The 13941-nt window shown below is 66.9% G+C and carries 12 protein-coding genes and 1 riboswitch; of the genes, 4 read left to right on the plus strand and 8 right to left on the minus strand.

The features are described from left to right. Positions 1–9: 9 nt before the first annotated feature. From EN786_RS15175 to EN786_RS15185, 3 genes are all read right to left on the minus strand, one after another. Positions 10–774 carry an amino acid ABC transporter ATP-binding protein gene (locus EN786_RS15175; protein WP_127285708.1) on the minus strand — a complete coding sequence of 255 codons (765 nt, stop codon included), beginning with the start codon at positions 772–774 and terminating at the stop codon, positions 10–12. After that, positions 771–1451, minus strand: coding sequence for an ABC transporter permease subunit (locus EN786_RS15180; protein ID WP_127311582.1), 681 nt, complete (start codon positions 1449–1451; stop codon positions 771–773). The genes EN786_RS15175 and EN786_RS15180 overlap by 4 nt, the downstream gene beginning before the upstream one ends. A gap of 156 nt (positions 1452–1607) precedes the next feature. Continuing rightward, entirely contained in the window at positions 1608–2381 is a 774-nt protein-coding gene (locus EN786_RS15185) for an amino acid ABC transporter substrate-binding protein (RefSeq protein WP_127285706.1), read from the minus strand. A 338-nt stretch (positions 2382–2719) separates the two neighbouring features. Here EN786_RS15185 and EN786_RS15190 point away from each other — a divergent pair, with 338 nt between their 5' ends. Further along, entirely contained in the window at positions 2720–3583 is an 864-nt protein-coding gene (locus tag EN786_RS15190; RefSeq protein ID WP_127285705.1) for an RNA polymerase factor sigma-32, read from the plus strand. Positions 3584–3600: 17 nt separating this feature from the next. Here EN786_RS15190 and EN786_RS15195 read toward each other — a convergent pair whose 3' ends face one another. The 4 genes from EN786_RS15195 to thiB all read right to left on the minus strand — a co-directional run bounded on the left by EN786_RS15195 (position 3601) and on the right by thiB (position 9107). Next, positions 3601–5076: a M48 family metalloprotease gene (locus EN786_RS15195; protein WP_245494626.1), complete on the minus strand. Its 1476-nt coding sequence runs from the start codon at positions 5074–5076 to the stop codon at positions 3601–3603. A 258-nt stretch (positions 5077–5334) separates the two neighbouring features. Next, positions 5335–6102 (minus strand): thiamine ABC transporter ATP-binding protein, encoded by a 768-nt coding sequence (gene thiQ / locus EN786_RS15200; protein ID WP_189524293.1) that lies wholly within the window; start codon positions 6100–6102, stop codon positions 5335–5337. Then, positions 6102–7712 carry a thiamine/thiamine pyrophosphate ABC transporter permease gene (gene thiP, locus EN786_RS15205; protein ID WP_127285703.1) on the minus strand — a complete coding sequence of 537 codons (1611 nt, stop codon included), beginning with the start codon at positions 7710–7712 and terminating at the stop codon, positions 6102–6104. Before thiP ends, thiQ begins: the two co-directional genes overlap by 1 nt. Positions 7713–8102: 390 nt before the next feature. Next, complete coding sequence (thiB, locus tag EN786_RS15210; RefSeq protein ID WP_127286940.1) at positions 8103–9107, minus strand: thiamine ABC transporter substrate binding subunit; 1005 nt, start codon at positions 9105–9107, stop codon at positions 8103–8105. Between the two features lie 43 nt (positions 9108–9150). Continuing rightward, positions 9151–9264, minus strand: a riboswitch (TPP riboswitch). A gap of 101 nt (positions 9265–9365) precedes the next feature. Here thiB and EN786_RS15215 point away from each other — a divergent pair. From EN786_RS15215 to EN786_RS15225, 3 genes are all read left to right on the plus strand, one after another. Continuing rightward, positions 9366–10010 (plus strand): thiamine diphosphokinase, encoded by a 645-nt coding sequence (locus EN786_RS15215; RefSeq protein ID WP_127286939.1) that lies wholly within the window; start codon positions 9366–9368, stop codon positions 10008–10010. Between the two features lies 1 nt (position 10011). Further along, positions 10012–11832 (plus strand): ABC-F family ATP-binding cassette domain-containing protein, encoded by a 1821-nt coding sequence (locus EN786_RS15220; RefSeq protein ID WP_127286938.1) that lies wholly within the window; start codon positions 10012–10014, stop codon positions 11830–11832. A 68-nt stretch (positions 11833–11900) separates the two neighbouring features. Further along, positions 11901–12143 (plus strand): type II toxin-antitoxin system CcdA family antitoxin, encoded by a 243-nt coding sequence (locus tag EN786_RS15225; protein WP_127286941.1) that lies wholly within the window; start codon positions 11901–11903, stop codon positions 12141–12143. A 65-nt stretch (positions 12144–12208) separates the two neighbouring features. On the opposite strand, the gene EN786_RS15230 is transcribed toward EN786_RS15225, so the two are convergent. After that, positions 12209–13906: a hypothetical protein gene (locus tag EN786_RS15230; protein WP_135859421.1), complete on the minus strand. Its 1698-nt coding sequence runs from the start codon at positions 13904–13906 to the stop codon at positions 12209–12211. Between the last annotated feature and the right edge of the window lie 35 nt (positions 13907–13941).

Below are 13941 nucleotides of genomic sequence, written 5' to 3' on the forward strand. Positions count from 1 at the left end.
GGTAGGGGCTCAGCTACCCTTCTGAGCCTCCTCCTGCCGCAGCGAGGCGATGAAGCGTTTCGTCCGCTCGCGCTCCGGCCTGTCGAACACGACCGAGGCCGGGCCTTTCTCGACGACGACGCCGGCATCGAGGAACACCACCTCCTGCGCGATCTTGGAGGCGAGCCTCAGATCGTGCGTGGCCATCACCATGGTCGTGCCCTCCCGGGCGAGCTGCCCGAGCACCTCGACCACTTCCTGCGCCAGCTCCGGGTCGAGCGCCGAGGTCGGCTCGTCGCAGAGCAGCACCTTCGGCGACGGCGCCAGCGCGCGGGCGATCGCCACGCGCTGCTGCTGTCCGCCCGACAGCGTCGCCGGCCAGGCATCGGCCTTGTGCGCCATGCCGACCTTCTCCAGCAGCGCCAGCGCGTGCTCGCGCGCCCTCGCCTCCGGCCATCTCAGCACCGTCACCAGCCCCTCCATGACGTTCTCGATCGCGGTGCGATGCGGGAACAGCTGGAAGTTCTGGAACACCATGCCGGTCTGCAGTCGAATGCGCTGGATGTCCCTAGCGTGCACCTTGATGCCCGGGCGGAATTCCAGCGTCTCCTCGCCGATCCGCACCGTGCCGGAGGTCGGAATCTCCAGCAGGTTGATGCAGCGCAGGAGCGTGCTTTTGCCGCCGCCGGACGGGCCGACCAGCGCGGTCACGCTGCCTTCCTCGATGCTGACGGTGACCCCCTTCAGCACGAGGTTGTCGCCGAACCGCTTCTCGATCTTGTCGAGGCCGATCATGCGTTCGCCTCCAGGAAGCCGCCGTAGCGGTTGAGACGCACCTCCAGCCGCGCCTGCAGCGCCGACAGCACGGAGCTCATCACCAGATAGAGCGCCGCCGCCTCGATATAGAGGATCAGCGGCTCGTAGGTGGTGGCGACGATGCGCTGCGCCGCCTGGAACATCTCCGGCACGGTGATGGCTGCGGCCAGCGATGTATCCTTGACCAGCGAGATGAAGGTGTTGGACAGCGGCGGCACGGCGACGCGGCCTGCTTGCGGCAGGATCGTGCGCCGCATCGCCTGGCTCCAGGTCATGCCGATCGAATAGGACGCCTCCCACTGCCCTTTCGGCACCGAGCCGATGACGGCGCGGATGATCTCCGACGTATAGGCGCCGATGTTGAGCGTGAAGCCGATCAGCGCCGCGGGAAAGGCGTCGAGAAGGATGCCGACCGAGGGCAGGCCGTAGAAGATCAGGAAGAGCTGCACCAGGAGCGGCGTTCCACGGAAGATCCAGACATAGAAGCGGGCCACGGCCGCCAGGGGCTTGGGGCCGAACAGCCTGAGCAGCGCCGTGGCCAGCCCGGCGACGAGCCCGAAGGCGAACGACAAAAGCGTCAGCGGCACGGTGAAGATCAGCGCCGCCCACAACAGCGTCGGCAGCGATTCCAGCATCAATTGCAGCCAGTGCGGCATTGGGGCCCTCTCCTTGAGGTGCAGCCTGGATAACCGTCCGTCACCTCCGGCGTCGCGGCGGGTGGCTCCGGCGAGGGGCTGCGCGGTGCATATCACGCGAAAACCGGCGGGCCGTCAAAGACGGCCCGCCGGGATCGAAGTGCAAGACGGCCTGGCTTACTGCGAAACGTCCTGGCCGAAATAGGTGTCGGCGATCTTCTTGTAGGTGCCGTCCGCCTTGATGTCGGCCAGCGCCTTGTTGATCGCGGCGACCAGTTCCGGATCGCCCTTGCGCACGATGACGCCGGAATAGTCGGCATTCTCTTCCTGCGCGGCGATCTTCACATTGGCGTCGGGCTTGTGCTTCTTGAAATCGAGGAAGGAGAGGCTGTCGTTGATGGTGGCGTCGGCGCGGCCGGTGAGCAGAAGCTGGATCGACTGGTCGAAGCCGTCGGTGCCGACCAGTTCGGCGCCGTTGGTCTCGGCCAGCTTGCCGAAATTGGAGGTCAGCGACTGCGCCGACTTCTTGCCCTTGAGATCGGCGAAGGTCTTGATGTCGGTGTTGTCGCCGCGCACGATCAGCACCGCCTTGGAGGCGATGTAGGGATCGGAGAAGTCGTACTTGGCCTTGCGCGCGTCGGTGATGCCGACCTCGTTGATGACGGCGTCGTAGCGGTTGGCGTCGAGGCCCGCGATCAGCCCGTCCCATTTGCCTTCGAGGAACTCGACCTTGACGCCGAGCTTGTCGGCGATCGCCTTGGCGATCTCGACGTCGAAGCCGACCAGCGCGCCGGACGTGTCATGATAGGTGAAGGGCGCGTAGGTGCCTTCCGTGCCGACCTTGAGGACGCCGGCCTGCTTGATCTGGTCGAGATTGGCGCCGGCATGGCCGGCGGTGACCGCCAGGGCCTGCAGCGTCCCGGCGATGATGAGCGACTTAAGCCATTTCATTTTTCTGTGATCCCGTTTTTGGCCGGTGCCCCGGCGCGTCTGTGAGAGCCGGAAACTGACAGATAGGGCTGAGCAAAATAAGGAACCAGATTTCAAAAATCTGGCATTCCAGGAATGACATGCTCAAGCGTATGCGAGAACCGATCCGCAAGCAGGCTCCCTGCTGTTTAGAGTCGTCCGAGACAACGCAAAGCCGCCCGGCCGTCGCTGCGGAACATTCCCCGGCATGGCACGTTCTTGGCTTTGTAGGGCGCGGCGCCGCCATTTCAACCGCCGCTGACGCCAGGGATGGTATCCGGACACCGGAATGTCCGCGATATCGGAAAATGGAGCGCGGCATGATCGACGACACGGCAGGACGGACCATGGTCCGCGCGGCGATGAAGGCTCCTTATCTCGAGCGCGAGGAGGAGCATCTTCTGGCGTTGCGCTGGAAGGAGGACAACGACCAGCACGCGCTGCACCGCATCACGGTCGCCCATATGCGCCTGGTCATCTCCATGGCCTCGCGGTTCCGCCACTACGGCCTGCCGCTCGGCGACCTGATCCAGGAGGGCCATGTCGGCCTGCTGGAAGCAGCCGCCCGTTTCGAGCCGGAACGCGAAGTGCGCTTCTCGACCTATGCCACCTGGTGGATTCGCGCCTCGATGCAGGACTACATCCTGCGCAACTGGTCGATCGTGCGCGGCGGCACCAGCTCGGCGCAGAAGGCGCTGTTCTTCAATCTCAGGCGTTTGCGCGCCCGGCTGGCGAACGGCGCCGAGCCGATTTCCAACGCCTCGCTCTATCGCGAGGTGTCGGCGGCACTCGGCGTGCCGGAAGCCGACGTGGCGATGATGGATTCGCGCCTGTCGGCTCCGGACAGCTCGCTCAATGCGCCGCTTGGCGATGATTCCGGTCCGGCCGAGCGCATGGATTTCCTGATTTCGGACGATCCGCTGCCCGACGAGGTCGTCGGCGACACGATCGACATCGAACGCCGCTCGCTGTGGCTGAAGGCGGCGCTCGGCGCACTCAACGCGCGCGAGCTGAGGATCATCGAGGAGCGCCGGCTGACCGACGAGGGCGCGACGCTGGAAGCGCTCGGCGAGGCGCTCGGCATCTCCAAGGAGCGCGTCCGTCAGATCGAGGCCCGCGCCATGGAAAAGCTGAAAGTCGCGCTGGTCGAGCAGAATCCTGAATTCCTGGCGACCGCCGCCTGACTTCTGTCTGCCCCAGCCTATCTGTCGGTGACGATCTTGACCTTGTCGCCGGTCGAGACGGCGGCGCCCGGCGATAGCGCGTTGAGCACCCTGAACAGGTCGAGCTTGCGGTCGACGCCGACCATCTGCGCGGCGAGCGAGCCCATGGTCTGCCCGGCCTGGACTGTGACGACGCGGATATGCAGCGGCTTCAGCGCCGCCTTCTCGGCAGCGCTCAGGATGCGGAACGAGCCGCTGACCGAGCGCGCCACCGGCTCCAGCGCGGTGCTGGCCGAAGGTGCCGCCGTCAGCAGCCGGTAGACCTGGCCGCCGGCGCGGATCACAGCGATGTCGAACTGCCAGCCGTCGGCGCCGGCATGCGCCACGGCCGCCTCGTTGCCATTGATGGTTTCCTGGCGAACGCTTGACTCGTCGAGGCCGGCCACCCAGCCGCTGCGGATATAGTCGGTCAGCGCCCGCGACTTGTCGATCGAGACGCCATCGAAGCGGATCGCCATGTCGCCGGGGCCGGTTGCCGTCACCGCCGCCGCCGAATTGTCGATGACGAAGCCGTCGGGCACCGTGAACGACACGCCGAGGCCCGGATGCAGGAAGGTCTGGCCGCGCACATAGCCCTCTTCCGGCGTATCGCCGTAGAGCAGCCCGTCAATGCCGGCGAGGAAGGCGTCGCGGTCGCGCGTGCCGATGCCCGGCGGGCCGAAGTTGCGGGCAAGCCGCTGGGCAAGCTCGATGCGCTGCGGCGTGTTCGGATGCGTGGCCAGGAAGTCGAGGCTGGCATCGGTGGCGCCGCTGATCGAGCGGAAATCGGTATAGGCCGACATCGACTGCAGGAAGCGGCCGGCGGCATAGGGATCATAACCCGCCTCGCCGATCGACTTGATGCCGATGGCGTCGGCCTGCAGTTCCTGGTTGCGCGAGAACTGGGCGAGCCTCAGCTTGCCGCGGATGAGCGCCGCCTTGGCCGTCGGACTGTCGCCCAGCACGTCCGACACCACCTTGGTCGCCAAGCCTTCCTCGGCTTCGAGCTGCTGGCGCTGCAGGCCGTGATTGGCGGTGACATGGCCCATCTCGTGCGCGATGACGGCGGCGAGCTCGGACGAATCATTGGCCAGCGCCAGCAGGCCGCGGGTGACATAGAGGTAGCCGCCGGGCAGCGCGAAGGCATTGACGTTGGGCGAATTGAGGATGGTGATGCGATAGGTCTGGGTCGGATTGGCCGACACCACCGTCAGGCTGCCGACGACCTTGGCCACCATGCGCTCGAGCTTGGGATCGGAATATTCGCCGCCATAGGTGGCAAGGATGCGCGGGTGCTGCGCCTTCGCCATTTCGGCGAGCTTCGAGTTGGCTACGACATTGTCGACGGTGATCGGCTTGTCGGACGGCTGGAAACCGGATTCCTGCACATCCGGCGGCGTGAACATCTGGCAGCTGGCCAGCGCCACGGCAAGGCCGGCCAACGCGAGGAGGCGCGCCAGCGGTTTCGTCAGCACTCTATGCTTGCCGGTCGGCAGATCGGCTTCCTTTCCAAATCTTTGCGGGCAAATCACGGCCTGTGCCGGACCAGTATGGGCGGACCTAGCCATACTCCTCCAGTCAAGGCAAGCAAACGCTGCATCACCCAAACCCGGTTTGAGCGTAAATTATGTCCGCTTCCGGGCAACACGCCATGATCCGGCGGCGATGCATGCCGCCCGAAAATGCACTGTGGTTTTGAGGCAACGGCCTGCACCGAACAGAACCCGAGCGCCTCATCCGCGGTCGTCGAGGCGCGACCCTTTGGCCGCGTCCATGCCGACATAGCGCCGGAAGGCGTCCGGTCCAGAGCCGTCGAAGAAATCGGCCGCCGTCCCCGTCGCGGCGACCGTGTGGTTGTCGAGGAACACCATGTCCTGGCCGATGCGGCGCGCATCCTCGGGCTGGTGCGTGACGAACAGCACCGTCATCTGCCGTTCGGCATGGACGCTGGCGAGCAGATCGAGCATGTCGTCGCGCAGCGCCGGTCCGAGCGAAGCGAAGGGCTCGTCGAGCAAGAGCACCGGGCGGTCGCGCACCAGCACGCGGGCCAGCGCAACCCGCTGCCGCTCGCCGCCGGAAAGCTCGCGCGGCAGCCGCCTCTCCTTGCCGGCAAGGCCGACACGCGCCAGCGCCTCGGCAATCGCCGCATGGTCGGCCTCGCCGAGGCTAAGCGATGGCGAGCGGCCAAGCCCGACATTGCGCTCCACCGAAAGATGCGCGAACAGATTGTTCTCCTGGAAAACCATCGAGACCGGCCGTGCCGAAGGCGGCGCGGCGCTGACATCGCTGCCGTCGATCAGCACGCGCCCCGAACGCGGCGCCTCGAAACCGGCCACAAGGTTGAGCAGCGTCGACTTTCCCGAACCGCTCGGCCCCATGATGGCGGTGATCTTCGCGTCGGCGAACCCGACGTCGAAACGGAACGGCGCTTCGCCATAGTCGAATGACACGTCCTCCAGCCGAACCGTCGCCCCTTTCGCCTTGCTTTCGTTCGCCGGCATCATGATCTCTCCCCGCGCCCGAGCCGGTCGGCGGCAAGCACCAGCGCCAGGCAGACGAGGCCGAGCAAAAGCGCGAGGCCGGCGGCGTCGGCGGTGCGATAGCTGCCCATGCGCGCCAAGAGAAGATAGGGCAAGGTCTGCACGGAATCGCTGCCGAACAGCGCGATGACGCCGAGATCGCCGAGCGACAGCGCCATGGCGAAGGCGAAGCCGGTGGCGAGCGGCCGCCTGAGCGACGGCCAGTCGATCAGGCTGAGCCGGTTCCAGCCGAATATGCCGAGCAGCAGGCAGAGCCGCTCGTGGCGCTCGCTTGCCGCGTCATAGGCAGGGCGGATCGCGCGGATGGCGAAGGGCATCGCCATCACCGCGTTGACGGCGACGACCATCAGCGGGGCAATGGCAAAGACGTCGCTGACTGTGCGCAAGAGCAGGAACCAGCCGGCGCCGACGACGATGGGCGGCACGACGAGGACGAAGCCGGCGCCGGTATCCGCTGCATGTTCCAGCAATGTATTGCGGCCGGAACGGCGTTTCAGGGCCAGCGCCCGGCGCGCCGCGATCAGCGCCAGCGACATCGTCACCGCGAGCGACGCCGACAGGAAGGCCAGCACCACGCTGGTCAGCGTCGCCTGCCGCACCGCGCCCTCGCCGGCCAGCCGGCCGAGGTCGGCGCCGAGGCCTGCCGCGACCGTCGCCGCTATCGGGCCGGCCACGAACAGCAGGGCGAGCACGATCAGGGCCGCGTTCAGCAAGGTTTCCGCCGGGCTCGCCGAAAGGTAGCGGCGCGCCGCCACCGGCAGGTTGGCGTCGCCGGCCGTGTTGGCGCCGAGCCGCGTCAGCGCCAGCACCACGGCGAAGGTCAGCGCGATCTGCAGCAGCGTCAGCGTCACCGCCCGCGCCGGATCGAAATCGAAGCGCAGCGCCTGGTAGATGGCGACCTCCAGCGTCGTGGCGGCCGGCCCGCCGCCGAGCGTCAGCACGATGGTGAAGGAGGTGATGCACAGCATGAACACCAGCCCGGCGACGCCGGGCAGCGCCGCCCGCAGCGCCGGCCACTCGATCAGCCGGAAGGCGGGCCGGACGCCCATGCCGAGCTGGCTTGCCAACCGCCAGTGATTGGCCGGCACAGTGCCCAGCGCCTCGAGGAACAGGCGCGTGGCCAGGGGCAGGTTGAAGAAGACATGGGCGACGAGGATGCCGGACAGTCCGTAGATGCCCGGCCAATCCCGGCCGCCGAGCAGGCCGGCGAAATAGCCGGCGCTGCCATAGAGTGCCAGAATGCCGAGCGCCGCAACGATCGCCGGCAGCGCCAGCGGCAGGGCGAAGAGCTGCAGGATCAGGCCGCGCCCGCGAAATCGCGGATGCCGGGAAAGCGCGCGTGCGACGAACAACGCCGGCACGACGGAAAGCAGCGTCGACAACAGCGCCTGCCACAGCGTGAAGCGCACGACGCGCAGCAGATAGGGATCGAAGGCCGAGGCGGCGCCGGAGAAATCATGCGCGCCTTCGAGGACAAGGCCGGCAAAGGCCCCGCCGATCAGCAAGGCGATGGCGCCTAGCGCGGCGATGCCGGCGGTAATGCGGGGGTCAGAGCGAGGCGCGAGCCGCACGCTGCACCTTGGCGGAACTTAGCGAAAGCCGCGTTCCTTCGCGCCCCCCTCTGGCCTGCCGGCCATCTCCCCCGCGGAGGCTCCTTTCCTCTCCCTCCGGAGGGGGGAGAGGTGGCGCCGCGAAGCGGCGACGGAGTGGGGGAACCACCTGGAAACCGCCGCAGCGGACACAGGAAAGAGGATCGCGTGCAAGCATCGTCTTGATGCGCGCCAAGGTCGACCCCCACTCCGTCGAGCTTCGCTCGCCACCTCTCCCCCGATCGACGGGGGAGAGGAAGGATGCCAAGTCATCCGAGCCGGCGCCTGTCCTCAGCGGCAAAGGCTCCCTTCCGAAGATTGTGTGATCTCTCCCCCCTTGCGGGGGGTGGCTTGGCGCAAGCATCGAAAAACCTACTTGCTCATCGCCGCCAGCCATTCGTCCACCCAGGCCTTGCGGTTGGCGGCGACCTCTTCGGCGCTGAACAGCAAGGTCTTGGTCGGCTTGATCAGTTTGTCGAAGGCCGGATTGAGCGGCTTGTCGGTCTTGCCGGCCGGGAACATCCAGTTGGTTTCGGGGATGACATCCTGGAATTTCGGGCCGGTCATGAAGGCGATGAACTTTTCCGACAGCGGATTCTTCGCCCCTGTCGTGGTGATGCCGGCAACCTCGATCTGCAGATATTCGCCCTCCTCGAAGGACGCGGCCTGGTAGCGCTCGGTGTTTTCCGCGACCATGTGATAGGCCGGCGAGGTCGTGTAGGACAGCACCATCGGCGCTTCGCCCTTGGTGAACAGGCCGTAGGCCTCGCTCCAGCCCGGCGTCACCGTCAGCACCTTGGGCTTGAGCTTGGCCCAGGCTTCCGGCGCCTTGTCGCCATAGACCGACTTCACCCAGAGCAGCAGGCCGAGGCCGGGCGTCGAGGTGCGCGGATCCTGGATGACGATCTTGTCGGTGGCGCTGCCCTCGACCAGTTCCTTCAGGCTCTTCGGCGGGACTTTCAGCTTTTCGGTGTCGTAGACGACGGCGAAATAGCCGTAGTCGAACGGCACGAACGTGTCGTCGCTCCAGTCGCCGGGGACGTTGAGGCCCGACACGCCGCCATGCGGCGCGAACAGGCCGCTTGCCTTGGCTTCCGCTGTCAGGTTGGTGTCGAGGCCGAGCACGATGTCGGCCTTGGTCGCCGCGCCTTCCAGCTTGACGCGGTTGAGCAACGCCACACCGTCGGCGACCGAGACGAATTCGAGGTCGCAGCCGCATTCGGCCTCGAATTCCTTCTTCACCGCCGGGCCTGGCCCCCACTCGGCGGTGAAGCTTTCATAGGTGTAGACGGTGAGCTTGTCCTTCGCGGCCGCAGGGCCCGCGAGAAGCGAAACCAGGCCGGTGGCCAGAACAAGGTGGGATAAGAGCGTGCGCATCGGCGCCTCCTTCGTTGGTGTTGAAAGGAATTGAGGCGTCGGATGTTCCGAAACGTCTAATCCCTCCGCCGGTACAAACCGGATCAGGTTCAGCGGGTTGGCGATTGCCTCTCAGCCGGCCCGCGAAAACCCGCGTCCGGCACCCCGTTAGAGCGTTTCGACACATAGGCCCGGCTACGGCACCGCGCAAGCGGAAGTTTGCCGGGTTTCCCAGGCGCCGCTTCCGTTTCGCCGGCGAGGCTGATAAGGGCGACGCCCATGGGCACATTCACCATCCTGCTTGGCGGCGACCTCGTCCGCACGCCGCGGCTCGACAGCCAGCTTGCTGGCGCGCGCGTCATCGCCGCCGATGGAGGCATCGGCCATGCCCGCATGCTGGGCCTGACGCCCGAGCTCTGGGTCGGCGATTTCGATTCCGTGCCGGCGGACTTGCCGCATGATCTGGCCGCCGTGCCGCGCCAGGTGTTTCCGGCCGAGAAGGACAAGACGGACGGCGAGCTGGCGATCGCCGCGGCGCTCGAGCGCGGCGCCACCGGCCTGGTGCTGGCCGGCGCCTTCGGCGGCAAGCGCGCCGACCACGCCTTCCTGCATCTGGCCCTCGCCGTCCGCCTGGCCGAGGCCGGCATGAGCGTGCTTTTGACCAGCGGCGCGCAGGAGGGCATCCCCCTTCTGCCGGGCAAGGCCGGCTTCGACTATGCCGACGGCACGCTGTTTTCAGTGCTCGGCTTTTCCGATCTTTCCGGCCTCAGCGTCACCGGCGCCAAATGGCCGCTCGACCAGGTCGAGGTGGCGTTCGGCTCGTCGCTGACTATATCCAACGAGGTCAAGGGGCGGCTTGAGATCGCTCTCGGCCACGGCCGCGCGCTGCTGCTCGCTCACCCCTATCCTCTTCCTGAAAGCTGACATGGCCCCGCCTCTTCTCAATCTCGACGGGATAAGACTGACCTTCGGCGGCACGCCGCTGCTCGACGGGGCGGCACTCAGCGCATCCGCCGGGGACAAGATCGCGCTGGTCGGCCGCAACGGCTCCGGCAAGTCTACGCTGCTCAAAATCGCCGCCGGCATGATCGAGCCGCAGGACGGCGAGGTGTTCCGCCAGCCTTCGGCGACGGTGCGCTACCTGCCGCAAATGCCCGACATGGATGGCTTCGCCAATGTGCGCGCCTATGTCGAGGCGGGGCTCGGGCCGGCCGACGATCCCTACCGCGCCACCTATCTGATGGAGCATCTCGGCCTCACCGGCGAGGAGCGGCCGAACGACCTGTCCGGCGGCGAGGCGCGCCGCGCCGCCCTTGCCCGCGTCATGGCGCCGGAGCCCGACATTCTGCTGCTGGACGAGCCGACCAACCATCTCGACCTGTCGGTGATCGAATGGCTGGAGGAGGAGCTTGCCCGCACCTCCTCGGCGGTGATCCTGATCTCGCACGACCGCCGCTTCCTCGAGCGCGTTTCGCGCGCCACCGTCTGGCTCGACCGCGGCCAGACCAAGCGGCTGGACAAGGGCTTTGGCCATTTCGAGGAGTGGCGCGACCAGGTACTGGAAGAGGAAGAGCGCGAGCAGCACAAGCTCGGCCGCCAGATCGTGCGCGAGGAGCACTGGCTGCGCTACGGCGTGACCGCGCGGCGCAAGCGCAACATGCGACGGCTCGGCGAGTTGCAGACCATGCGCCAGCGTTTCCGCAGCCATCGCGGCGCCGAGGGCACTGCCACCCTGGTGGCCAGCGACGCCGCCGAGTCCGGCAAGCTGGTGATCGAGGCCAAGAGCATCGAAAAGAGCTTCGGCGACCTCACCGTGGTCAAGGGTTTTTCCACGCGCATCCAGCGCGGCGACCGCGTCGGCTTGGTCGGGCCGAACGGCGCCGGCAAGACGACGCTACTGAAGATGCTGACCGGCGAGCTGGCGCCGGACGCCGGCAACGTGCGGCTCGGCGTCAATCTCGAGATCGCCACGCTCGACCAGAAGCGCGAGGCCGTCGATCCGCAGGAGACGCTGGCGCATTACCTCACCGACGGGCGCGGCGAGAACCTTCTCGTCAATGGCGAGCAGCGCCATGTCGTCTCCTACATGAAGGACTTCCTGTTCAAGCCGGAGCAGGCGCGCACGCCGGTGCGCGAGCTTTCGGGCGGCGAGCGGGCGCGCCTGCTGCTCGCCCGCGTGCTGGCCAGGCCGGCCAACCTGCTGGTGCTCGACGAACCGACCAACGACCTCGACATGGAGACGCTGGAGTTGCTGCAGGAACTGGTGGCCGGCTTCGCCGGCACCGTCATCCTGGTCAGCCACGATCGCGATTTCCTCGACCGCACCGTCACCAGCGTGATCGCACCGGATGGCGGCGGCCGTTGGATCGAATATGCCGGCGGCTATTCCGACATGCTGGCGCAGCGCGGCGGCTCGAAGCTCGAAGACCGCAAGGCAAGGCCAAGGGCGGAGGCCGGCGAAACGCCCGCCGCAGCGAGATCTGAAACGGCCGCGCCGAAAGGCCCGGCGAAGAAATTGTCGTTCAAGCAGAAATTCGCGCTGGAATCGCTGCCAAAGAAGATCGAGGCAGTAACCGCCTCGATATCCCGGCTGGAGAACAACATCGCCGACCCCTCCTACTACGAGCGCGATCCGGCCTCGTTCCAGAAGACCATCGCCGCCCTCGACAAGGAGCGGGTAACGCTCGCGGCGCTGGAAGAGGAGTGGCTCGAGCTGGAGATGCTGCGGGAAGAGATGGAGGGGTGAGCGGCAATCAACGCCGCCTCGCTGCCGTAACCGTACAATGCGCATATACGCATGTTGCGGAGGCCATCATGCGCAAGATAGCCGCGAACGCGGTTCGTCAGCCGGCAAATCTGTCGATCGATTCACAGATCATGAAGGAAGCGAAGGGGCTCAATGTGAACGTCTCGCGAGCCGCCGAAGCCGGGATAGCCGAAGCGGTCGCCGCCGAGAAAACGCCACTATGGAAGCTTGAGAACCGCGCCACCATGGATGCTTGGAACGACTATGTCGACAAGCATGGCGTTCCGCTGAAAGAACATCGGCAGTTCTGATGTCACGCTACGACGTCTTCGCCGCCAGGCTGTTCCAAGGCTTCTGAGCCGACGACAGCCCTTCCTCATCCCGACGTTTTCGCCTGCCAGGCTTTCAGCGCCTCGTCGAACACCTTCTCGCCGGGAATGCCCTTTTCCATGGTGAGCAGGGCGCGGCGTCCGGTCTTGTAGACGACCGGAACGTCGATCCAGTCCTGGCCCCTGAGCAGCGTCAGATTGGCGTCCTCGTCAGCCTTGGTGTCGTTGAGAGCAACAAGGAAGAAGCCGTCTGCGATCTTGGCCGGGATGCCGATCAGCGGGCTGCCGGCATCCTGTTCGGAGCTCTTCATGGCGATGCGCAGGATGTTGTCGACGCCGCCGCCGTCAAACCCTTCCGGCGTCAGGAAGATCATCTCGATGATGTGGCTGGCCGGCAGCGTCTGGTCGGTGTTGCGCCTGATCGTCATGCGCAGCTGGATGTCCTTGCCCGGAATGGTCGCTTCGGCGCGGATCGCCGGTTCCGGCGGCAGGTCGCCGCCAGGCGATTCCTGCACCAGCGACCAGACGATGTTGCCGGGCTCGGCCGAGCCCTGCTGGGTGCTGGTGCGCTCTTCATAGAAGATCGCCTTCTGGCCGACCGGCAGCGCGGTTTCAGTCGGCGCGGCGGCCGGTGCGGCTGGCGCAGCGCCAGCGGCCGGTGCGGCGCCGGCTGCCGGCGCGGGCTGTGCGCCGGCGGCCGGTGTTGGCGGCGCAGCGGCCGCATCAGCCGGCGCGGCGGGTGCGGCAGCATCGGCGGGAGCGGCAGGTGCGGCAGCATCGGCCGGCGGCGTTGCACCGGGCGCGGGAACCGCGGGTGCGGCGGTAGCCGCTGCCGGCTGGCTGACTGGCGGCGGAGCGGCTGACGGCGGTGTCGTCAGCGCAGCGACGGATTCGCCTTCGCCAATGCCGCTTTGCCCGCCGGCCGGGCCGGGATCGGTCTCCTTGCCCTCGGGCGTCAGGCGCTGGGTGAACTTGGTCGCCTCGGCCGGTTCGCCGGCGCCCGCCGCCGGCGGCGCCGCCGCGGCGTCGGCGGCAGGCTTGGCCGGCTTCACCAGCGGCTCGGTGGTGACGGTCTTATCTCCGCCAAGACCGAGCATCGAGCCGAACGCGTCCTTGTTCAGCCAGATGCCGTAGCCACCGCCGCCGATCACCACGAGCACGGCGGCCGCGGCGATGAGCCCGCCATAGCTGCGCTTGCGCGCGGCGGGGCGCAGCCGCTGGAAAGTTTCGGCCGGCGCCGGCTCCTGGTCGTTGTCGAAGACCTCATCCTGGTCGTTCGGCACCGAGCTGTCCATGCCAGCCAGGGGGACATCGGTCTCGAATGGCGGCGGCGCTGGCGGCGCCTTCTGCCAGCCTGGCTCCGTCTTGGCGACGGGCGGCGCCGGCCGGAACGGTTCGGGCTTGGCGGGCTCCGGCCTGGCCGGTTCGGGTTTGGCGACGACAGGCTGCCGGACATGGCTCGGCTGGTTCTTGTTGCGGTCGATCGAGGAGAAGATGTGCTCCAGCTCGGCCAGCGGATCGGCCGCCGGCGCGCTTTTGGCATAGCCCCGTTCGACGCTGGAAATGGCATCCTCGAGAGTGCGCTTCTGCTGATCGGCGACCGACGGCGCCAAAGGCGGGACGTGGTCCGCAAGCTTCTTGGCGATTGTCGCCCGCGCCTTGTCATAGACCTTCGACCGCATCTCCGGCGTGTTCTCGCTGAGACTGTCGATCGTCTTTTTCAGAACGGTGATGAAATCTGCCATGCTTCAGTGGACCTGCATTTTGTTCCCGGGCCGGC

Origin of the sequence: Mesorhizobium sp. M4B.F.Ca.ET.143.01.1.1, from assembly GCF_004792275.1 — a bacterium.
Taxonomy (GTDB): Bacteria; Pseudomonadota; Alphaproteobacteria; order Rhizobiales; family Rhizobiaceae; genus Mesorhizobium; species Mesorhizobium abyssinicae.